Raw genomic sequence first — 19,200 nt, forward strand, 5'->3', positions numbered from 1 at the left:
TAGCGGCGGAACCTGTCACCAACCTGTCATCCCCCGCAAAGCCTGTTCTTTTCCGCGCGGCGCGTGCGGGATAGAGTGCTCCGCCTAGGGGGAGACGCGGATGCGCATTCTGATCGTCGAAGACACCGCCGATGTCGGGGATGCCGTCGTGGCGAGCCTGGAGCGCGCGGGATTCGCCTGCGATCTCGCCGCGACGCTCGAAACGGCACGGGATTTCCTCGGCGTGCAGGACTATGACTGCATCGTCCTCGACATCAGCCTGCCCGACGGGGACGGGCGCAGCCTGCTGAAGCAGCTGCGCGGCCGCGGCGACGGAACGCCGGTGCTGATCCTGACCGCGGAATTTCAGGTGACGGCCCGGGTCGAGGCGCTGGATTCCGGCGCCGACGACTACCTCGTCAAGCCGTTCGACCTGCGCGAACTCGAAGCGCGGCTTCGCGTGCTCATCCGCCGCGAAAAGGGGCAGGCCGACAGCCAGATGCGGCTGGCCGACCTGGTATTCGACCCGGCGGCCCGTTCGGTCCATGTCGCCGAGGCGCCCGTGCACATGACCCGCCGCGAGATGGCGCTGCTGCATCTCATGATGTCCCACCGGGGTCAGCTCCTGTCGAAGGAGCGGCTGTTCGAAGGGCTGTTCTCCTTCGACCGGGAGGATGTGGGGGCGAACGCGGTCGAACTTTACATTGCCCGCCTGCGCAAGAAGCTCGCCGGGTCGCGCGCCCGGATCGAGACGCATCGTGGGCTCGGCTACCGTCTGGACGCCGACGATGCCTGACCCCGGCGGCGTGCGCGCGACCCTGTCGCTGAAGAGCCGTGTGGCGCTGGCCGTCGGCTCCGTCCTGGTGCTCGGCGGGGCCGTGGTGCTGGCGACCGCGCTGGCCTATGGCCGCCAGGCCGCCCGAGAGGCCTATGACCGCCTGCTGATCGGCGCCGCGGCCGATATCGCGACCGCGATCTCGATCCGGAACGGCGTCGCGCTCGTCGACATGCCGGTCTCGGCGTTCGAACTCATGTCGCTCGCGCCGGACGACCGCATCCAGTACCGGGTCGTCGGCCCCAACGGCACCACGCTTACCGGCGACCCGGCCACGCCGCTGCCCGACGCCTTTCCCGGCACCGAAAGCGTGTTCTACGACGGCGCCTTCGGCGGCGAGCCGGCGCGCTACGTCGCCCTGACCCGGCGCTTCGCCGAGCGCAGCTTCTCGGGGCCGGTCCGCGTTATCATCGGCCACACGCTGCTCGCCCGGCGTGACCTCGCGCGCAGCATCGCGCAGAACGCGCTGATCGTCCTGGGCGCCGCCGGGGCTGTGATGGCGCTGTTCGCGTGGCTGGCGGTCAGCCGCGCGCTGCGACCGCTGCCGCGGATAAGCGACGCCCTCGCGGCGCGCGAGCCGACCGACCTGACGCCGCTCAGACTGGCGGCCCCGAAGGAGGTGGCGGGGATGCTCACCGCCCTCAATGGTTTCATGGCGCGGCTCGACCGCCAGAGCGTCGCGACCGGCAAGCTGATTACCGACGCCGCCCACCAGCTGCGCACCCCGGTGGCGGCGATCCGCGTCCAGGCCCAGCTTGCGGCGAGCGAGAGCGACCCGGCCCGGCGCGACCGCATCGTCGCCCGCATCCAGGACCGCGCCGCCGGGCTGGGCCGGCTTCTCGACCAGTTGCTCAGCCGGGCGATGATCATCCATCGGGCCGATACCGCGCCGGCAACGCGGCTGGACTTGCGGGACGTGGCGGTCGAGATCGTCGAGAAGACCGACGACCTCTTCGTGCAGGCCGGGGTCGAGGTGATGCTGGACATCTCCGACCGGCCGGTCGAGGTGACCGGCGACGCGCTGTCGCTGGCAGAGGCCGGCAAGAACCTCCTGACCAATGCGCTGCACCACGGGCAACCGCCGATCCGCCTGGGCGTGACGAACGGCGCGGTGGCCTCGTTATGGGTCAGCGATTGCGGCCCCGGTCCGCCCTGGGACATGGCGCAGACCCCCGGAGAGCGGTTCGCGAAATCCGGCGTCGGCGGCGGCAGCGGAATCGGCCTGGCCATCGTCCGCGAAGTGGCGGAGGGGCACGGCGGCCGGATCGCCATGCGTCACTCCGAGGGACAGTTCGTCGTCGCGCTCGAACTGCCGGGGCGCCCGGAATGATCCGCATTGCCGTGCTCCTTGTCTGTCTCTGGCAATCCGCCGCCGCCCAGACGACCGAGCTGACGGCCGATTTCGGGCCGGCGGCGGCCGCCCGGACGATCGTGCTGCGCAGCACGACCGACCTGGCGGTGCTCCGGCCGGTGATCGAGACCTATGTCGCGGCGCGGCCCGACACGCGGATCGTCTACGAGCAATGGGGCTCGAACGATCTCTATTCTCTCACCGCGGTGGATTGCCGGAACGGCCGCGCCGGCGCCGATCTGGTGATCAGCTCGGCCGCGCATCACATGATCGACCTGGTCAACGAAGGCTGTGCGGCGAGCTATGCCTCGGACGCGACGGCAACCCTGCCGCCGCAGCTGACCTGGCGCGATCAGCTCTGGGGCGTCACCCGCGAACCGGTGGTGGTGGTGTATAATCGCGACCTGCTCACGCCCGAGGAGGTGCCGCGCTCGCGGTTCGATCTGCTCGATCTCTTGCGGCCGACCGACAGCCGTTTCGCCGGGCGCGTGGCGACCTACGACATCGAGGAATCGGGGCTGGGGTTCCTGCTCGCCTTCAGCGACTCGCTCGAGGCGACGACCTTCGGCGGCCTGATGGAGGCGTTCGGCCGAAGCGGTTCCATCGCCACCTGCTGCTCGGCCGAGATCATCGACAGGGTCGCGTCGGGCGAATACCTGATCGCCTACAACGTGCTCGGATCCTACGCGCTGCAGCGCGCCCGCCAGGATCCGCGTCTCGCCGTCCTGGCCCCCGAGGATTACACGCTCATCCTGTCGCGGGCCGCGATGATCCCCGCGGGCTCCGCCGGCTCCGGCGCGGCGCGGGATCTGCTCGACTACCTGCTGTCCCAGGACGGCCGGGCGATGCTGGAGGCGCAGGACCTGATCGTTCGGCTTGGCGAGGGCGACGGCAGCACGATCGAGGTGTTCGGTCCCGTCGAGACGCTGGAACGCCCGGTCGGTCTCAATCCCACGCTTCTCGTCGCCATGGATACCGACAAGCGCGAGATCTTCATCAGACGCTGGCGCGACGCCTTTCCGCAGCTGCACTGAGGGCCACTTCCGGAGGGCGGGCTTGCCCCGCGACCCCGGCGTGCGGCGGGGCAGGGGACCGGGCGGCTCCCCCCGAGGTCGTCCGCCCCACGGTGACGATGGGCGAAGCGGTGCCGACGGAAACCGAAAGCCGGTTCACCGGCGCCCGGCCAGCCAGGTGTCGAGGTCGCGCTGCGCCGCCTCCAACGTCTCGATATTGATGGTGCGGGTGGCGAGCGCGCGGTTCAGGGTGCGCACCCGCTTGTTGAGCGTCACGCTTTCGTCCATCTCCGAATAGACCCCGAGCTTCTCGTAGAGCGACAGCAGCCGGTTCTGCACGGTGCGCAGGGACATGCCGCGCCGTTCCGCGATCAGCTTGTCCTGAAGGCCCAGCGCCAGGTCGACCAGCACGGCGAACTCGCTGTCGTCGAGCCGGTTGCGCGGCGAGGCCCCGCCCTTCTGCAGCCGGTGGATCTCGCGGTCCACCATGATCTGGCCCTCCAGCAGCACCGCGCGCAGCGCCAGCTTGAGCCGGTCGCGCGAGGCGGTCTTGAGGACGTAGCCATAGGCGCTGTCGTCCGGCACGATCCGGGCGATGCCGCGGACATAGGCCTCGTCGGCGTAGTTCGACCAGAACAGGATGCGGGTCTGCGGCCGCTCCGACCAGATGGTGCGGGCCGCCTCGATCCCGTTGCGGCGCTCCATCTGCAGGTCCATGACGATGGCCTCCAGACCGCTCTGGCGGGCCTCCTCCTCTCCGACGGCGCCGTCGGCGGCGTGGATGATCTCGGTGACTTCCGGCAGCGCCTCTGACAATGCGTCCTGCAGGAAGGTGGCGTGAAACTGGTCGTCCTCGACCAACAGCACCTTCATGGCGCCCCCTCCAGCCTGACCCGGAGCGTGCAGCCGTCCTCGTTCAGGAAGTCGAGATCGGCCGAGATCAGCCTTGCGCGGGTGCGCATATGGGCGAGGCCCGAGTTCCGTACCAGCTCGGCGGGAAGACCACGGCCGTTGTCGCGGACCGTCATGACAAGGCCGGACCGCCCGTGCGGCGTGATCCGCACCGCGATGCGGCGGGCGCCGGAATGGCGCGCGGCGTTGTTGATCGCCTCCTGCGCGATGCGGAACAGGGCGGTGCGCACCGTGGGGTCCAGCCGGTCGGGCGCGCCGTCGGTCTCGTCGGCGACGTGGATGTCGATCGGCTGCTGGCCGACCGCGCGTTCGAGGTGGACACGCACCGCGTGGACGAAGCCGAACAGGTCCAGAAGGGTCGGCACCGCGGTGTCGATGATCCGGCGCAGGTCGCCGATGATCTCGGTGATGCGCCTTGTCAGGTGGTCCCGGTCGGGACCGGCCTCGGTCGCGATCTCGCGCAGAAGGCGCGTCAGGTCGGCCAGGGTCTGGTCGTGCAGGTCCATGCCGATGCGCTGGCGCTCCTGCTCCAGCGTCTGGGTCAGTTCCAGCGCGCCGCGGCGCAGCCCTTCCTCGCGGGCCTGGGCCTCCTGGCCGACCTGCGCGACCCGCTGCGCCCGTTCGGCGGTGTGCAGCGCGTGGAAATAGGGCGACAGGGCATCGGCCACGTGCTGGGCGCGCTGGACCGTGTCCATGTCGTAGAGCCCCGGCGTGGAATGCGAGATGTTGAGCGTGCCGATGGGCTGGCCCATCACCTTCATCAGCACATGCACGCGCGAGCGCAGCTTGTGGTTGAAGATCGGCTCGGACACGGCGCCGTCGTAGGTCTGGCGGGGGTCCTGCATCGCGTCGCGGCACAGCATGTAGTCGCACTTGCCGGTGATCAGGTCGCGGATCGGCGACACGTCCACCCGGGTGCGGGCGCGCGACCAGCGGGTGCGGATGCCGACCTCGTAGCTCGACAGCCAGCCGGGGCGGTCCTTCAGGCACAGATCGGCATGGGTGAAGGGGATGACCTCGGCGATCTCGTCGGCCACCGCCTCCAGCGCCGAGGCGATGTCGGTGCGCTCGGCCAGATGCGCCGAGATGCGCAGGAAGGCGGCCTCCTTCACTTGGGTCGCCACTGGGGTCGTGACTGGATCCGTCCCCGGGGCCGCCTCTGGATCCGTCCCTGTGGCCGCCCCTGGGGCCGCGTTGGCGTCGGACATGGTCTCCTCCCGTCGCGCGGTGCGCGTTCCCGCAATTCTGGCAAGCAATGCCGCGAAAGGAAACACCGTAGACCGCATTGCTGTTGCGGGTTCCCGCAACAGCTCTGCGGATGAATGCCTTTACAGCCCCGCTGTCGCTTCGCATCATCGCGCCATCCGTGTCCTTTCCGGCTCGGAAACGCTGCGCAGGATTGCTGCGCGACAGGGAGGAAAACATGACGATTTCGAAGATGCTGCTGGGCGCGGCGAGTCTTGCCATGGCCACGGGTATGGCGCACGCCGAATCCCACATGGCCGACACGTCCGACATGCGGATCGCGCTGTCGAACAACTACGCCGGCAATTCCTGGCGGCAGGCGATGCTGCAGACCTGGGAGGAAACGGCGGAAGAGGCCGTGGCCGAGGGCGTCGTCGCCGCCGCCGATGCCTATACCACCTCGGAGAACCAGGCGACGGAACAGGCCGCGCAGATCCAGAACCTGATCCTGCAGGGCTATGACGCCATCGTGCTGAACGCCGCCTCGCCGACCGCGCTGAACGGCGCCGTCAAGGAAGCCTGCGACGCGGGCGTGACCGTCGTCAGCTTCGACGGCATCGTGACCGAGCCCTGCGCCTGGCGGATCGCCGTGGACTTCGCCGCCATGGGCCGCGAAGAGGTCGACTATCTCGCCTCGCGCCTGCCCGAGGGCGGCAACCTGCTGGAGATTCGCGGCCTCGCCGGGGTCTTCGTCGACGACGAGATCTCCAAGGGCATCCATCAGGGCGTGGAAGAGCACGACCAGTTCGAGATCGTCGGCTCGGTCCACGGCGACTGGGCGCAGGACGTGGCGCAGAAGGCCGTGGCCGGCATCCTGCCCTCGCTGCCCGAGATCGTGGGCGTGGTGACGCAGGGCGGCGACGGCTATGGCGCCGCGCAGGCGTTCGAGGCCGCCGGCCGGCCGACGCCGCTGATCGTGCTGGGCAACCGCCAGGACGAGCTGCAGTGGTGGGCCGAACAACGCGACGCAAACGGCTACGAGACGCTGTCGCTGTCCATCGCGCCGGGTGTGGCCTCGCTGGCCTTCTGGGTGTCGCAGCAGATCCTTGCCGGGGAAGAGGTGCCGAAGGACCTGACGGTGCCCTTCCTGAAGATCACGCAGGACACCCTCGACGAGGCGCTGGAGACCACGCCTGAGGGCTCTGTCGCCAACGTGGTCTACACGCTGGAAGACGCCAAGGAAGTCATCGCCGAGGCGAAGTGATCGGTCCGAGGCGGGCCGCCCGTCGCGGCGGCCCGCCCCCTTTTCTCGCAGGAATGGAGCGCGCATGACCGATCGTGAGAGCGCGCCCCTCGTGACGCTGACGGACGCGGCCCGGCATTTCGGGCCGGTCCGCGCGCTCGACGGGGTGAGCCTGTCCGTCCACCCGGGCGACTGCATCGGGCTCGTGGGCCACAACGGCGCGGGCAAGTCGACGCTGGTGAACCTGATCAACGGCGGGCTGGCGCCGTCCTCGGGCGAGATCGCTTTCGACGCGGGCGCCTCGGCGCTGGAGGCCGGGGTGCGCTCGGTTTTCCAGGAGCTTTCGCTCTGCCCCAACCTGACGGTGGCCGAGAACCTGCGCATCTCGCACAGCGGTCTGAAAGGCCCCGGCTGGCGGCGCCCGGCGCGGGCCGAGATCGCCCGCAGCCTCGACACCATCTTTCCCGGCCACGGCATCGACCCGGATGCCGAGGTCGACACGCTGTCCATCGCCGAACGCCAGATGGTCGAGATCGCCATCGGCTTCGCCCCGCGCGGCACCGAGGCGCGGCTGGTGATCCTGGACGAGCCGACCTCGTCGCTGGACGCCGGCATCGCCGACCAGCTTCTGTCCCATGTCCGGCGGTACTGTTCCGAGGGCGGCGCGGTGATCTTCATCTCGCACATGCTGGGCGAGGTGTTCGAGGTCGCCACCCGCATCATCGTGCTGAAGGACGGCAAGGCCGTCGCCGAACGCGCCGCCGGCGGATTCACCCGGCAGGGCCTGGTCGATGCCATGGGCCACGTGACCGCCGACACGCCGGAAACGGCCGAGGCCGCGCGGGACTTCGGGGCCGAGGTCGTGCGCACCGATCAGGGCCTGACGGCGCGCGAGGGCGAGGTCGTGGGCCTGTCGGGCCTGGCGGGGCACGGCCAGGCGGTGGCGCTGGCGCGGCTTTACCTGTCGCGCACCTCGTCGTGGCACGCGGGCCGGAGGCCAGAGGTCGTCTTCGTCGCCGGCGACCGGCAGCGCGACGGGATTCTGCCGCTGTGGTCGATCCTGCGCAACATCACGGTCTCGATCCTGCCGCAGGGCGCGCGGCGCGGGCTGGTGGACCGGGCGGCCGAGACCCGCGTGGCGCAGGACTGGAAGGCCCGCATCGGCATCCGGACCGAAGACGTGACGAATCCGGTCCTGTCGCTGTCGGGCGGCAACCAGCAGAAGGTGCTCTTCGCCCGCGCGCTGGCCTCGCCCGCGCCGGTGGTCATCATGGACGACCCGATGCGCGGCGTGGACGTCGGCACGAAACAGGACGTCTATGCCATGATCCGGGCCGAGGCCGCCCGGGGCCGCACCTTCCTGTGGTACTCGACCGAGACCGAGGAAGTCTGCCAGTGCGACCGGGTCTTCGTGTTCCGCAACCACGAGATCAGCGCCGAACTGACCGGCGCCGAGATCACCGAGGAGCGGATCCTCGAAGCGTCCTTCGAGATGCAGGAGGCGTCATGAATTTCCTCGCCCGCCACCGGATCATCCTGCCGGTGGTGTCGCTGGCCGTGCTCTTGGCCGCGACCTTCTGGATGCAGCCGCGCGCAATGAGCTACTTCGGGCTGAACCTGCTGTTCAACCTCGCCGTGCCGATCGCGCTGGCCACCATCGCGCAGATGATGATCATCATGGTCAACGACATCGACCTGTCGCTGGGCGCCTTCGTCAGCCTGGCGGCCTGCGTGACGGCGACCTTCCTGAACGATGCGCCGGTGGTGGGGCTGCTGATCCTGCTGGCGCTGATCCTGTCCTACGCGGCGCTGGGGGCGGTGATCCACGCGCTGGAGCTGCCGGCCATCGTGGTGACGCTGGGGATGTCCTTCGTCTGGGGCGGGCTGGCGCTGTTCATCCTGCCCTCGCCCGGCGGCGCCTCGCCGGACTGGCTGCGCACCCTGATGACGGTCAAGCCGCCCTTCGCGCCGATGGCGGTGGTCGCCGCGGTGATCATCGCCGCGGTCACGCATCTGCTGATCATCCGATCCGGCATCGGCACGGTGCTGCGCGGGGTGGGGGGCAATGCCCGCTCGGTCGCGCGGGCGGGGTGGTCGGTGATCCGGTTGAAGGCGCTGGCCTACGCGCTGGCCGGGCTGTTCGGCGTGCTGGCGGGGATGGCGCTGGTGGGGCTGACCACCTCGGCCGACGCGAACATCGCGCTGCGCTACACGCTACTGTCCATCGCCGGGGTGATCCTGGGCGGCGGCGAGTTCACCGGCGGCAAGGTCAGCCCCACGGGCGCGGTGATCGGCGCGCTGACCCTGACGCTGGCGGCGTCGTTCCTGTCGTTCATGCGGCTGTCGCCGGACTGGCAGATCGGCGCGCAGGGCGCGATCCTGATCCTGGTGCTGACCGCGCGGCTGATCTTCCGCCAGAAGGGGGCTGCATGAGTCTACTGAGCAAACCCTGGCTGTGGTCCTGGGTCGCGGCCGCCGTGGCCTTTTCGCTGACGCTCGGCCTGACCTCGGGGCGCGGGGCCGGAGAGCTGGCCTATGCCGCGCTGTCCTTCGGGGCCTTCGCGGCGATCGTCGGGCTGGGGCAGATGCTGGTCATCACGCTGGGGCCGGGCAATGTCGACCTGTCGATCCCGGCGACGATGACCCTGTCGGCGACGCTGGCGCTGAAGGCGATGGGGTCGGACCCGAACACCGCGATGCTCGGCCTCGTCATCGCGCTGGCCGTGGGGCTGGGGGCGGGGCTGGCGAATTACGCGCTGATCTTCCTTTTGCGCCTGCCGCCGATCATCGCGACGCTGGCGGCGTCGCTGGTCTACCAGTCGCTGGCTATCTGGTCGAACCGCGGCCTGCGGATCAAGCCGCCCGAGGGGCTGGCCGATTTCTCCACCGGGCGGTTCCTGGGCCTGCCCAACGTGGCCTGGGTGGGGCTGGTGCTGGCCATCGTCGTCTGGGTCGTGCTGGAGCGGTCGGTCTGGGGCCGCTGGCTGCTGGCCACCGGGCAGGATCTGCGCGTGGCGCGGCTGGCCGGCGTGCCGGTGGAGCTGGTGCGCGCCACGACCTACACCTCCGTCGCGGTATTCGCGTCGCTGGCGGGTTACCTGCTGGCCTCGTTTTCCGGCGGCGCCGCGCTGAACATGGGGCAGGAGTACCTGCTGATGTCCATCGCGGTCGTCGTGATCGGCGGCACCTCGATCGCCGGAGGCTATTCCAACGTGCCCGGCGTCTGGGGCGCGGCGCTGTTCATGTTCCTCGTGGTGTCCATGCTCAACAGCTACGGCGCGGGCGCGGGCGTGCGCAACGTGCTGACCGGCACCATCATCATCGCCATCGTCATCGCCGCCAGCACCAGGAGGGCCCGGACATGATCGCGACGCCGCCGCATCTGGAAATCCACGACGACCGCTTCGCCGCGCTGGTCCACCCGATGTCGCAGCTGGAGGTCATCGCCGACGGCTTCACCTGGACCGAGGGACCGGTCTGGTTCGGCGACCGCGGCTGCCTTCTGTTCTCGGACATTCCCAGCCAGCGCGTCATGCGCTGGTCGGAGACCGAGGGCGTGTCGGTCTATCGCGAGGGCTCGGGCTTCAACAACGGCAACACCCGCGACCGGGAGGGGCGGCTCGTGGGCTGCCGTCACGGGATGCGCGACGTGGTGCGGACCGAGATCGACGGGTCGCTGACCGTGCTGGCCGACCGCTACGAGGGCAAGCGCCTGAACTCGCCCAACGACGTGGTCGTGAGCTCCGACGGCGCCGTCTGGTTCACCGATCCCACCTACGGCATCATCTCGAACTTCGAGGGCTATCGCCGCGACCCCGAGCAGGCCACGTGCAACGTCTACCGCCTGTCGCCCGAGGACGACCTGACGGCCGTCGTCACCAATTTCACCCAGCCCAACGGCCTGTGCTTCTCGCCCGACGAACGCACGCTCTACATCGCCGAAAGCGGGTCCAGCCACGATGCGTCCGTGCCCTCCGTCATTCGCCGGTTCGCCGTCGAGGACGGTGGCCTGCGCGATACCGGCACGTTCGCGGAAATCGCGCCCGGCCTGCCGGACGGGCTGCGCTGCGACGTGGCCGGAAACGTCTGGACCTCGGCCGCCGACGGGGTGCAGTGCTTTGCGCCCGAGGGCACGCTGCTGGGCAAGATCCTCGTGCCGCAGGTCGTGTCGAACCTCTGCTTCGGCGGGCGCGACGGCCAGCGGATGTTCATCACCGCCACCAGGTCGGTCTACCGCGTCTTCGTCGATATCCGCGGGGCCGAGCCCTGGGCGCGCGGCATGGGGTAGGCCGGCGCGGCCGCCCGGGCAGCCACGATCTCGTGCCGCGCAGGATCCGATCCTGTCACGCCCTCTCGGACGAACGGCCCGGCAGGACCGAGCCGGAACGTGCGCGGCGGTTCACCGCGAAGGCGGCCGCGAGGAAGGGCAGGATCAGCGCGAGCCCGGCGGACAGCAGCTCGATATCGCTCCAGCCCGGGATGCCCTCGCCCGGCAGGGCGATCAGGATGGCCCCCGCGAGGACGGGCAGCCGCAGCAGGGGGCCCGCGTAGCCCCCGCCGAACAGTCGGCCGATGCCCGGCATGTAGCCCTGGATCGCGCTTGCGAAGACGAAGACCCCAAAGATCGCGAGGCAGATGGAAAGCACCACGTTCGGCCACGCGCCGACCAGGATCAGCCCGGGATCGAGCACAAAGAAGAACGGGATGAAATAGATGACCGAGCCGATCTTCATCGACTCGAAGCCGGTCTGCATCGGCGGCGTCTGCGCCACCGAGGCGGCCGCGAAGGCCCCGAGCGCGAGCGGCGGCGTGATGTAGCTCAGCATGCCCCAGTAGAAGATGAACAGGTGGACGGCCATCGGCTCCAGCCCCGCCTGCACGAGCGCCGGCGCCAGCATGATCGCCAGGAAGATGTAGCAGGCCGTCGCCGGCATGCCGACGCCCAGGATGAGGCTCGTGACGGCGCCCATGACCAGCAGCACGTAAGGTTCGCCGCCGGCGATGAACAGCAGGTCGTTCACCAGAGTCCCGGCGAGGCCGGTGAAGGACAGCCCGCCGATGATCATCCCGACCCCGGCCAGGATCCCGGCGAGGTTGGCGAACAGGCGCGCGGCGCTGTCGACGAAGGCCCAGACCTCGCGGAGGCCCCAGCGGTACTTGCGCGACACGACCTGGTTGACGATCAGCAGGACGGCGGTGGCGTGGTACGGCGCCAGCGCCTCGCGCCGCAGCCAGAGCAGCATGAAGATCAGTAGCGCGATCGCGAAGATGTGGTGCCAGCCCTCCTTCAGCGTCTGCCGCAGCGACGGCAGTTCGGCGGCGGGCAGGCCGCTCAGCCCGTCGCGGGCGGCGCGGGCGTCGATCTGGATGAACAGGCCGAAGAAGTACAGAAAGGCGGGGATCGCCGCGGCCAGCGCGATCGAGGAATAGGAAGTCTGCAGGAAACTGGCCATCACGAAGGCGGCCGCACCCATCACCGGCGGCATCAGCACCCCGCCGGTCGAGGCGCAGGTCTCGATCCCCGCGGCGGTGACGCCCTTCATCCCCGACCGGCGCATGGCGGGGATGGTCATCACGCCGGTGGTCATCACGTTGGTGACGACGCTGCCGCTGAGCGAGCCCATCAGCCCGCTGGAGATGATCGACACCTTGGCCGGGCCGCCGCGGACATGCCCCAATAGCGCGAAGGCGAGGTTGATGAAGAAGCGGCCGGCCCCGGTATGTTCGAGCGCGACGCCGAACAGGATGAAGCCGAAGACGAGATTGGCGAAGGCGCGCAGCGGAATGCCCATCATGCTTTCCAGCGACATCGCGTGATAGCCCGCGACGAATTCGAACGGCGAGGCGAAGGCCGAGATCGGGCCGGGCACCATGTCGGCGTAAAGCGGGTAGGTCGAGAACAGCAGCACGATCCCCGCCAGGATCCAGCCGCCCGCGCGGCGCGACGCCTCGACACCGAGCGCCCACAGGACCGCCCCCACGATCACCGTGTCGCGCGGCGGCTGCATCTCCCACCCGTAGGAGATGATCGAGTAGGAGTGGTAGATGAAAAAGCCCAGGCAGCCCACCGACAGGGCGGCGAGCCCCCAGTCCAGCAGCGTGGGCCGGAAGTCGCCCCGGGTGGCGTGCAGCGGATAGGTCAGGAACAGCACCGGGATGGTGAACATCAGCACGGTGTAGAGGTATTGCTGCTCGATCAGGGTATGGCCCAGGCGCGCGCTGAAGTTGAACGCCTGGTTGATCGCCAGGACGATCAGCACCAGCGTCACCAGGCGGATCAGCCAGCGGGTCGCGGGGCCCAACTGCCTGACGGGGCCTTGGGCCCCGTCAGCTTCGCTGTTGATCGTTTCCGACATTCCGGCGGGCTTAGCGGAAGTAGACCGGCATGCCGGCCGCCTCGAGCGCCTCGGCCCGCATCTTCATCCACTCTTCCTTGAAGGTCTCGCTGTCGCGCATCCCCTCGGTCGCGGCCCAGGCCTCGGCGAGCACGTCGGCGCGGGCCAGCAGCGCCTCGGTATGGGCGTCCAGTTCGTCGGACCATGCGCCGGCCTCGCGGTACACCTCGATCGCGGCTTCGTGGTAGGGCACGGTCCATTCCATCATCTGCTTGTCCGGCGCGAAGCCTGCGGTGCTGGGATCGGCCGCCGCGTAGACGTCGACCTGCTCGTTCAGCGCCTTGGTGAAGTTGTAGACGAGATCGTGGTCCTTCGAATAGGTGATCACGTCCGGATAGGGCACGCCGATGCATTCCAGCGGCTCGTCCAGCCCGCCGGCGGCCATCGTCGCGACGCGCTTTGCGAAATGCGGGTTCACTTCGCGCATCCGGGCCCAGCCCTCCTCGTCGTCGTGCGGATAGGCGATGTAGTCGACGCCGCGCGGGCCGGCGACGGCCTTCTCGACCAGCCCGCCGGTGCTGACGGTGGTCATCGCGTCGACCTGGCCGTTGATCATCGCGTCGATGGCCGCGCCGTAGCTGGGCATCTCCACGAGGTTGACGTCGTCGAGGGTGAGACCGGCAAAGGCCAGCATCGCCTCGGCATTCGCCTGCAGCGGGCTGGAGCCGACCACCCAGGGGATGTTCTTGCCCTTGAAATCCGCCATCGTCTCGATCCCGGCATCGCCGGCGACGACATAGGTCAGGCAGTTCTCGCCCCCGACGAGGGCGACGGCGCGCAGATCCTGCGGCCCCCAGTCCGGCGAGGCATAGTCGCCCACGCCCTCGAAGGCGAAGAACACGTCGCTGCCCGCGATCGAGAAGGGAATGCGCCCGTCGCGGACCGGCGCGACCTTGGCCTGCGGGTTGGCCGTGCCGATGACGCGCAGCGACACGCCATAGGCGTCCTGCAGCGCCTTTCCGATGGCGATGGCCTGGTTGTAGGACGTGCCGCCGACATCGGCGGCGGTCACCGCGATGGTGCTGGGCAGCGTGACGTCCTGCGCCGTGGCGTGGCCGGCCAGCGCGATGGCCGCCGTGGCCGAGATGGCGATGTCTCTGAGCATGTGGTCTCTCCTCCCTTTTCGCCGCAGCTTGCGGGCTTGGTGGCCGGGCCGCGACCGGGGCGGCCCGCGTATCCGGGGCGACCGTCCGGCCGCCGGGCGTGGCGTTGCCGCCGGCGCTTCCGTCCGGCTTGCACCCTCGCGGGGACTCTCGCCGCGCAAACGTTAGACCCGGCCCGGCGCCGCGGCAGCCGCGGCCGTCCGACTTTTCACAAGGTGGAAAGGCTGCGAGGGGCGCCCGCGGTCGGGGCAGGCGGGCGCTTTTCTCCTGTTGAAACCGGCGTCGCCTTGCGTTCGCCGGGCCGTCCGATTGCGCCATGCTCCCGGCGCAATCCCCGCCGCGCCGGCGCCGGGGCAGGAACCGGAGGACGACATGAGGATCGACGCGGACCGGCTGGCGCTGACCGGGCAGCTGCACGCGCTGCTGGTCGACTACTGGCACGACGTGGACACGAACTGGGGCCGCAACGCGCCCGACTACTACACGCCGGACGGCGTTTTCGTGGGATCGAAGAACGCCTATGAGGGCCGCGAGACGATCCGCGCCTTCTACACGTGGCGCGAGGACCGGGGAGAGCGGACGGTGATCCACGCGATCCACAATTTCCGGGCGGTATTCGACGGCGGCCCGGACCGGGCGCTGTGCAACTGGTACCTGTTCCTCTACGCCGCCGACGGCCCGCCGGTCCACGAGACGGCGCTGCCGATCAGCGTCTCCCGCATGACCGACAGGCTGGTGCGCGCGGGCGCGGGCTGGCTGGTCAGCCATCGCCGGTTCGAGCAGTGGTTCAAGGGCGGCATCCCCACCACCAATCCCGATCTCTCCGGCGGGTGAGGCAGGCGCGGCGGGGGCGGGCGCCGGTGCCCCGCGCCGCGATCAGCCGCGCACCTCGACGCCGGCCCAGTCCTCGGTGATCTTCACGATCGAGGTGAAGTCGCTGGTCGGGCCGTATTTCGCGTTGGTCGCCGCGAGGATCTGGCGCACCACGGCGCCGGCGATCATCGGCACGCCCATCGCCTCGGCCTCGTCGATGCACAGGCGCACGTCCTTGTAGGACAGCCCCGTATGAAAGCCGAAGTCGAAGGTGCCGGGCAGGACCGAGCGGGGGAACTTGTCCTCGGTGGCGCTGTTGCGGCCGGTCGAGGCGTTGAAGATGTCCAGCAGGACATGCGGGTCGATCCCCGCCTTGACCCCCATCACCATCGCCTCCGACGACACCACCATCGCGGCGGCGGCCAGCATGTTGTTGGCCAGCTTGGCCACCTGCGCCAGCCCGGCGCCGTCGCCCACATAGAACCGCTTGCCGAAGCAGGCGAGAAGCTCGTCGATCCGCTCGTAGTCCGCCTTCGGACCCGAGACCATGCAGGCCAGCGTGCCCTCGCGCGCGCCCTTCAGCCCGCCGGAGACGGGGCAGTCGAACCAGTGGATGCCCTGCTCGCCGAGCGCCGCCGCGGCCCGTTTCGCCACGCTCGGCCCGGTGGTGGACACGTCGACCACGCTGCGCACCGTGCCTCCCGCGCCGGCGATGGCCGCGGCGACCTCGCCCACGATGGGCGGCGAGGGCAGGCTGAGGAACACCACGTCCGCCTGCCGCGCGACCGCCGCCGCGTCCGCCGCCGCGGTGCCGCCATTGGCCTCGAAGGCCGCCACCGCCTCGGGCGTCACGTCGCAGCCCACCACCCTGTGGCCCGCGTCCAGCAGCCGCTTCGACATCAGGGCGCCCATCCGGCCCAGCCCCACGAATCCAAGCGTATCGCTCATCTCTCCGTGCTCCTTCCCGCCTCGCGCGCCGGGATCGCGCCCGGCGCCTCGTCCAGCCGGACGATCCAACCTTCCGTCTCCCGGCGAAACGCCGGGTAGATCCGCGACACCAGCGGGTCGTGTCCCGGCACGATCCGGTCCAGCCCGCCGCCCAGCCGCTCCAGAGTGGCGTAGCCCTCCAGCACGTCGGGCACGCTGTCGACCGTGGGAAACACCTTGCGCTCCTGCAGATGCGCGAAGTGATGCGCGGTGTCCGAGGCCAGAACGACCGGCCCGCGCCTGGTCTTCACCGTCACGCATTGCAGCCCCCGCGAATGCCCGCCGACCAGATGCAGGGTGATCCCCGGAAACAGCTCGGCATCGCCGTCGTGAAACCGCACCCGCCCGCCATAGACGCGGCGGACCATGTGGATCACGTCCTCGATCTCGAAGGCGTGGTTCACCGGGCCGTGGCACATGCAGCGCCCGGTGGCATAGGCCATCTCGGCATCCTGCAGGTGATACCGCGCATTGGGCAGCAGCCCGTCGTTGCCGATGTGGTCGTAATGCATATGCGTCACGATCACGTCCGCGACGCCGCCCCGGTCCACGCCCAGCGCCTCCAGCCCCTCGGCCACCGGCCGGGTGATGGTGCGGCCGCGCAGCTCCGCGCCGCGCTGGTCGAAGCCGGTATCGACGACGACCGTCCGGTCGCCGTTCTTCAGCACCCAGACGTAGTAGGTAAGCGGCATCGGCGCGTCGTGCGGATCGCCGCCGATGAAGTTCTCGCCCGCCGGCCGGTCATGCCGCGCATAGGCGACGGCGAAGGCTTCCCATATGTCGCTCATGGGTTCAGCCGGCCTCGGCGTCGTATTCCGCGATGGCCTCCTTGCCGATGCGGAAGCTGTCGACGCCCGCCGGCACGCCGGCATAGATCGCCACCTGCAGGAACACCTCGCGGATCTCGCCCTTGCTCACGCCGTTCCTGAGCGCCCCCTTCACGTGCATCTTCAGCTCGTGCGGCCGGTTCAGCGCGGCGATCATCGCCAGGTTCAGCATCGAGCGCGTCTTCTTCGGCAGCGTGTCGCGCCCCCAGACATAGCCCCAGCAATACTCGGTGGTCAGGTCCTGCATCGCGCCGTTGAAGTCGTCGGCATTCGCGATGGAGGTCTCCACGAATTCCGCGCCCAGCACGGATTTGCGGATCTCCAGCCCCTTGTCGTATGTCTCTCGCCCCAACTCACGCACTCCTTCTGCTTGCTTGCGTCCCGTCGCGTCGGCACAGCCCGTTCAGGATGCCGATGTCCTCCTCGACCTCGATGTTCCGGATCGCCCGCGTCAGATCCCGCGCCGGCGCCTCGCCCAGCCTCAGGACGGCGTGGCGCGTCATACGGTCCCAGATCTCGTCGTCGCGGGCGACCTGCACGTCGTCGAGCTGAGCCGTCACCTCCTCGCCGCCGCCGACGATGGTCACCCGGGCGCCCTGCCGCGCGGGATAGGCGGCGGTCAGCGCCGGGTCGGCCTCCAGCGCGACCTTCGAAACCAGCGCGCCGATCGCGGGGTCGGCGGGATCGGCGAAGCAGGCCTCCGAGATCTCGCCGTGCAGGATCGCGGCGGCGACGGTGTACTGGATGCTCATCTTGGCCTGCAGCGCGTTGCGGAACGGCCCGGCGCCGTCGCATCCCGGATAGGCGAGGGCGGCCTCCGTCGCGGCAACCTTCACCGAGGCGATGGTGTCCGGCGCGGCCGCATAGTTCTTCGCGGCGGCCAGCGCCGCCTGGCCGGGCGTCTGCGCGTAATTGCAGGCGGGGACGGCCTTGTGAAAGACCGACATGATCTCGAAATCGCCCTCGGGGGCGAACCCGATCGCCTCCGGCGCCGGCCGGCGTCCGATGGCCCGGAACAGCCCCGCGTCGCCCTCCAGGACCGTCGGCGAGCCGAACGCGCCGGCCCCGGCGAGCCGCGCGGCCCGAAGCCCGCTCTGCGCCGCGAAGCCGGCGTGAAAGAACATGTCGGCGCCCCCGGCGCGGGGCCATTCGTTGAACCCCGCCGCCGTGTTGACCGCCAGCGCCATGGCGGAGGCCAGCGCCTCCTCCTCCAGCCCCAGCACAAGCCCCGTGCCGGTCGCCGTGGCGAGCGGGCCGAACAGGCCGGTGGGGCGGAAGAGCCGCGCCAGGTCCGGTGTCATCAGTTCGCGGCCGACGCGGCCGCCGACCTCGTAGGCGATGACGCCCGCCGCAAGGAGCGCGCGGCCGGAGACGGGCCGCGGCGCCAGGGCCGTCGCCGCCAGCAGGGCGGGCCAGACGACGACGCCGAAATGCGCCACCGATCCGGTATGCATGTCCTCGCGCACCAGCCCGTGCGCGGCCACGGCGTTCGCGAAGGCGGCGTCGCCCGCCGGGGCGGCCCGACCCGAGGCGATCACGGTGGCCCCCGTCGCCGCCTCCGCCGCCACCGCGGCGGCCTGCTGCGCGTGCTCCAGCGGCGCCGCCTCGAAGGCGCCGGAGAGCGCGTCGGCGAGGCAGAGCTGCGCCTTGCCGAGCACCGGCATCGGCAGGCCGCCCTGCCACAGCGCCCGCGCCTGCGCGGCGAGGCCGCGGATCAGCGTCGGCGGCGCGGTCATCTCGGGCCCACGATGGTGAAGCCGCCGTCGATCTTGAGCGAGATGCCGGTGACGCCGCGCGCGCCGTCCGAGGCGAGGTACATCGCCCCCTCCGCGATCTCGCGGTCGGTCACCATGCGCTGCATCGGCATCATCTCGCTGCGCGCCTTCCAGCCGGCTTCGTCCAAAAGCCCCATCGTCCCCGGCGTCACGATCGTGCCCGGCGCCAGCGCGTTCACGCGGATCCGGTGCGGCGCCAGCTCGATGGCCTGCTGGCGCGTGACGGCGTCCATCGCGCCCTTGATCGAGGTGTAGACGGCCGCGTTGCGGATCGCGAAGGACACCGCGACCGACGACATGTTCAGGATCAGCCCGCCGCCGCGCGCGACAAGGTGCGGCGTGGCGGCCTGGCTGCCCCAGAAGCTGCCCTTGATGCCGATATCGAGCATCCGGTCGACCACGTCCTCGGGCATGTCGACCAGCGGGGCATAGTGGAACAGCACGGCGTTGTTCACCATCACGTCGAGCCCGCCGCGCCCGGCGAAGTCGTCCACCGCGGCGAACACGGCGGCGCGGTCGGCGACGTCGGTCTCGTAGGGGGTCGTGCCCGGGATCTCGGCCGTGGCGTCCGCCAGCAGATCGGCCTTGATGTCGGCCATGCCGACGCTGGCGCCGGCCTCGGCGAACCCGGCCGCGATGGCCCGGCCTATCCCGCCGGCCGCGCCGGTGACGAAGACGCGCTTGCCCGTGAAATCGTTCATGCCTGCCAGGACCTCCTCTCTCTCGCGCCTGTCGCGGCGTTGGGCGAGTGATCTGATGCCGGGGCGCGTTTGTCGAAAGCT

Annotated in this window: 18 protein-coding genes; 9 read left to right on the forward strand and 9 right to left on the reverse strand. The window is 70.1% G+C overall.

Features of this window, described 5'->3' with window-relative positions; all coding sequences use genetic code 11:
- The first annotated feature begins 100 nt into the window (after window positions 1-100).
- The 3 genes from P1J78_RS13280 to P1J78_RS13290 are packed head-to-tail and all read left to right on the forward strand — an operon-like array spanning window position 101 to window position 3,199.
- Window positions 101-775, forward strand: coding sequence for a response regulator (locus P1J78_RS13280; RefSeq protein WP_275567855.1), 675 nt, complete (start codon window positions 101-103; stop codon window positions 773-775).
- The gene (locus P1J78_RS13285; protein WP_275567856.1) at window positions 768-2,144 is read left to right on the forward strand and encodes a sensor histidine kinase; all 1,377 of its coding nucleotides are present in this window, start codon (window positions 768-770) and stop codon (window positions 2,142-2,144) included. The genes P1J78_RS13280 and P1J78_RS13285 overlap by 8 nt, the downstream gene beginning before the upstream one ends.
- Window positions 2,141-3,199 carry an extracellular solute-binding protein gene (locus P1J78_RS13290; protein WP_275567857.1) on the forward strand — a complete coding sequence of 353 codons (1,059 nt, stop codon included), beginning with the start codon at window positions 2,141-2,143 and terminating at the stop codon, window positions 3,197-3,199. Before P1J78_RS13285 ends, P1J78_RS13290 begins: the two co-directional genes overlap by 4 nt.
- A 135-nt stretch (window positions 3,200-3,334) precedes the next feature.
- Here P1J78_RS13290 and P1J78_RS13295 read toward each other — a convergent pair whose 3' ends face one another.
- Window positions 3,335-4,051 (reverse strand): response regulator transcription factor, encoded by a 717-nt coding sequence (locus P1J78_RS13295; protein WP_275567858.1) that lies wholly within the window; start codon window positions 4,049-4,051, stop codon window positions 3,335-3,337.
- Window positions 4,048-5,214: a GAF domain-containing sensor histidine kinase gene (locus P1J78_RS13300; protein WP_275567859.1), complete on the reverse strand. Its 1,167-nt coding sequence runs from the start codon at window positions 5,212-5,214 to the stop codon at window positions 4,048-4,050. The genes P1J78_RS13295 and P1J78_RS13300 overlap by 4 nt, the downstream gene beginning before the upstream one ends.
- Before the next feature lie 299 nt (window positions 5,215-5,513).
- Here P1J78_RS13300 and P1J78_RS13305 point away from each other — a divergent pair, with 299 nt between their 5' ends.
- The 5 genes from P1J78_RS13305 to P1J78_RS13325 all read left to right on the forward strand — a co-directional run bounded on the left by P1J78_RS13305 (window position 5,514) and on the right by P1J78_RS13325 (window position 10,806).
- The gene (locus P1J78_RS13305) at window positions 5,514-6,539 is read left to right on the forward strand and encodes an ABC transporter substrate-binding protein (protein WP_275567860.1); all 1,026 of its coding nucleotides are present in this window, start codon (window positions 5,514-5,516) and stop codon (window positions 6,537-6,539) included.
- 64 nt (window positions 6,540-6,603) lie between these two features.
- Window positions 6,604-8,028, forward strand: coding sequence for a sugar ABC transporter ATP-binding protein (locus P1J78_RS13310; RefSeq protein WP_275567861.1), 1,425 nt, complete (start codon window positions 6,604-6,606; stop codon window positions 8,026-8,028).
- Entirely contained in the window at window positions 8,025-8,951 is a 927-nt protein-coding gene (locus P1J78_RS13315; RefSeq protein WP_275567862.1) for an ABC transporter permease, read from the forward strand. Before P1J78_RS13310 ends, P1J78_RS13315 begins: the two co-directional genes overlap by 4 nt.
- The gene (locus tag P1J78_RS13320; RefSeq protein ID WP_275567863.1) at window positions 8,948-9,883 is read left to right on the forward strand and encodes an ABC transporter permease; all 936 of its coding nucleotides are present in this window, start codon (window positions 8,948-8,950) and stop codon (window positions 9,881-9,883) included. Before P1J78_RS13315 ends, P1J78_RS13320 begins: the two co-directional genes overlap by 4 nt.
- Window positions 9,880-10,806, forward strand: a complete 927-nt coding sequence (locus tag P1J78_RS13325) for an SMP-30/gluconolactonase/LRE family protein (protein WP_275567864.1) — start codon at window positions 9,880-9,882, stop codon at window positions 10,804-10,806. Before P1J78_RS13320 ends, P1J78_RS13325 begins: the two co-directional genes overlap by 4 nt.
- Window positions 10,807-10,861: 55 nt before the next feature.
- On the opposite strand, the gene P1J78_RS13330 is transcribed toward P1J78_RS13325, so the two are convergent.
- Together P1J78_RS13330 and P1J78_RS13335 are read right to left on the reverse strand one after the other, a co-directional pair.
- Complete coding sequence (locus tag P1J78_RS13330; RefSeq protein ID WP_275567865.1) at window positions 10,862-12,820, reverse strand: TRAP transporter permease; 1,959 nt, start codon at window positions 12,818-12,820, stop codon at window positions 10,862-10,864.
- A gap of 64 nt (window positions 12,821-12,884) precedes the next feature.
- The gene (locus P1J78_RS13335) at window positions 12,885-14,018 is read right to left on the reverse strand and encodes a TAXI family TRAP transporter solute-binding subunit (protein WP_275567866.1); all 1,134 of its coding nucleotides are present in this window, start codon (window positions 14,016-14,018) and stop codon (window positions 12,885-12,887) included.
- A 370-nt stretch (window positions 14,019-14,388) separates the two neighbouring features.
- Between P1J78_RS13335 and P1J78_RS13340 the strand changes: the two genes are divergently transcribed.
- Complete coding sequence (locus P1J78_RS13340; RefSeq protein ID WP_275567867.1) at window positions 14,389-14,850, forward strand: nuclear transport factor 2 family protein; 462 nt, start codon at window positions 14,389-14,391, stop codon at window positions 14,848-14,850.
- Window positions 14,851-14,892: 42 nt separating this feature from the next.
- Here P1J78_RS13340 and P1J78_RS13345 read toward each other — a convergent pair whose 3' ends face one another.
- From P1J78_RS13345 to P1J78_RS13365, 5 genes are read right to left on the reverse strand one after another with little or no spacing between them, the layout of a single operon-like run.
- Window positions 14,893-15,777 carry an NAD(P)-dependent oxidoreductase gene (locus P1J78_RS13345; RefSeq protein WP_275567868.1) on the reverse strand — a complete coding sequence of 295 codons (885 nt, stop codon included), beginning with the start codon at window positions 15,775-15,777 and terminating at the stop codon, window positions 14,893-14,895.
- Entirely contained in the window at window positions 15,774-16,604 is an 831-nt protein-coding gene (locus P1J78_RS13350) for an N-acyl homoserine lactonase family protein (RefSeq protein WP_275567869.1), read from the reverse strand. Before P1J78_RS13350 ends, P1J78_RS13345 begins: the two co-directional genes overlap by 4 nt.
- Before the next feature lie 4 nt (window positions 16,605-16,608).
- Complete coding sequence (locus P1J78_RS13355) at window positions 16,609-16,995, reverse strand: carboxymuconolactone decarboxylase family protein (protein WP_275567870.1); 387 nt, start codon at window positions 16,993-16,995, stop codon at window positions 16,609-16,611.
- A gap of 1 nt (window position 16,996) precedes the next feature.
- Window positions 16,997-18,379: an MmgE/PrpD family protein gene (locus P1J78_RS13360; protein WP_275567871.1), complete on the reverse strand. Its 1,383-nt coding sequence runs from the start codon at window positions 18,377-18,379 to the stop codon at window positions 16,997-16,999.
- Window positions 18,376-19,119 carry an SDR family NAD(P)-dependent oxidoreductase gene (locus P1J78_RS13365; protein WP_275567872.1) on the reverse strand — a complete coding sequence of 248 codons (744 nt, stop codon included), beginning with the start codon at window positions 19,117-19,119 and terminating at the stop codon, window positions 18,376-18,378. The genes P1J78_RS13360 and P1J78_RS13365 overlap by 4 nt, the downstream gene beginning before the upstream one ends.
- Window positions 19,120-19,200: the final 81 nt, after the last annotated feature.

It is taken from the genome of Psychromarinibacter sediminicola (assembly GCF_029168335.1).
Taxonomy (GTDB): Bacteria; Pseudomonadota; Alphaproteobacteria; order Rhodobacterales; family Rhodobacteraceae; genus Psychromarinibacter; species Psychromarinibacter sediminicola.

Coding starts and splice junctions, on each gene's coding strand:
- P1J78_RS13305 (WP_275567860.1), top strand. CDS start 5,514: ATGACGATTTCGAAGATGCTGCTGGGCGCGGCGAGTCTTGCCATGGCC.
- P1J78_RS13365 (WP_275567872.1), bottom strand. CDS start 19,119: ATGAACGATTTCACGGGCAAGCGCGTCTTCGTCACCGGCGCGGCCGGC.
- P1J78_RS13350 (WP_275567869.1), bottom strand. CDS start 16,604: ATGAGCGACATATGGGAAGCCTTCGCCGTCGCCTATGCGCGGCATGAC.
- P1J78_RS13345 (WP_275567868.1), bottom strand. CDS start 15,777: ATGAGCGATACGCTTGGATTCGTGGGGCTGGGCCGGATGGGCGCCCTG.
- P1J78_RS13320 (WP_275567863.1), top strand. CDS start 8,948: ATGAGTCTACTGAGCAAACCCTGGCTGTGGTCCTGGGTCGCGGCCGCC.
- P1J78_RS13325 (WP_275567864.1), top strand. CDS start 9,880: ATGATCGCGACGCCGCCGCATCTGGAAATCCACGACGACCGCTTCGCC.
- P1J78_RS13280 (WP_275567855.1), top strand. CDS start 101: ATGCGCATTCTGATCGTCGAAGACACCGCCGATGTCGGGGATGCCGTC.
- P1J78_RS13295 (WP_275567858.1), bottom strand. CDS start 4,051: ATGAAGGTGCTGTTGGTCGAGGACGACCAGTTTCACGCCACCTTCCTG.
- P1J78_RS13290 (WP_275567857.1), top strand. CDS start 2,141: ATGATCCGCATTGCCGTGCTCCTTGTCTGTCTCTGGCAATCCGCCGCC.
- P1J78_RS13285 (WP_275567856.1), top strand. CDS start 768: ATGCCTGACCCCGGCGGCGTGCGCGCGACCCTGTCGCTGAAGAGCCGT.
- P1J78_RS13335 (WP_275567866.1), bottom strand. CDS start 14,018: ATGCTCAGAGACATCGCCATCTCGGCCACGGCGGCCATCGCGCTGGCC.
- P1J78_RS13315 (WP_275567862.1), top strand. CDS start 8,025: ATGAATTTCCTCGCCCGCCACCGGATCATCCTGCCGGTGGTGTCGCTG.
- P1J78_RS13310 (WP_275567861.1), top strand. CDS start 6,604: ATGACCGATCGTGAGAGCGCGCCCCTCGTGACGCTGACGGACGCGGCC.
- P1J78_RS13340 (WP_275567867.1), top strand. CDS start 14,389: ATGAGGATCGACGCGGACCGGCTGGCGCTGACCGGGCAGCTGCACGCG.
- P1J78_RS13360 (WP_275567871.1), bottom strand. CDS start 18,379: ATGACCGCGCCGCCGACGCTGATCCGCGGCCTCGCCGCGCAGGCGCGG.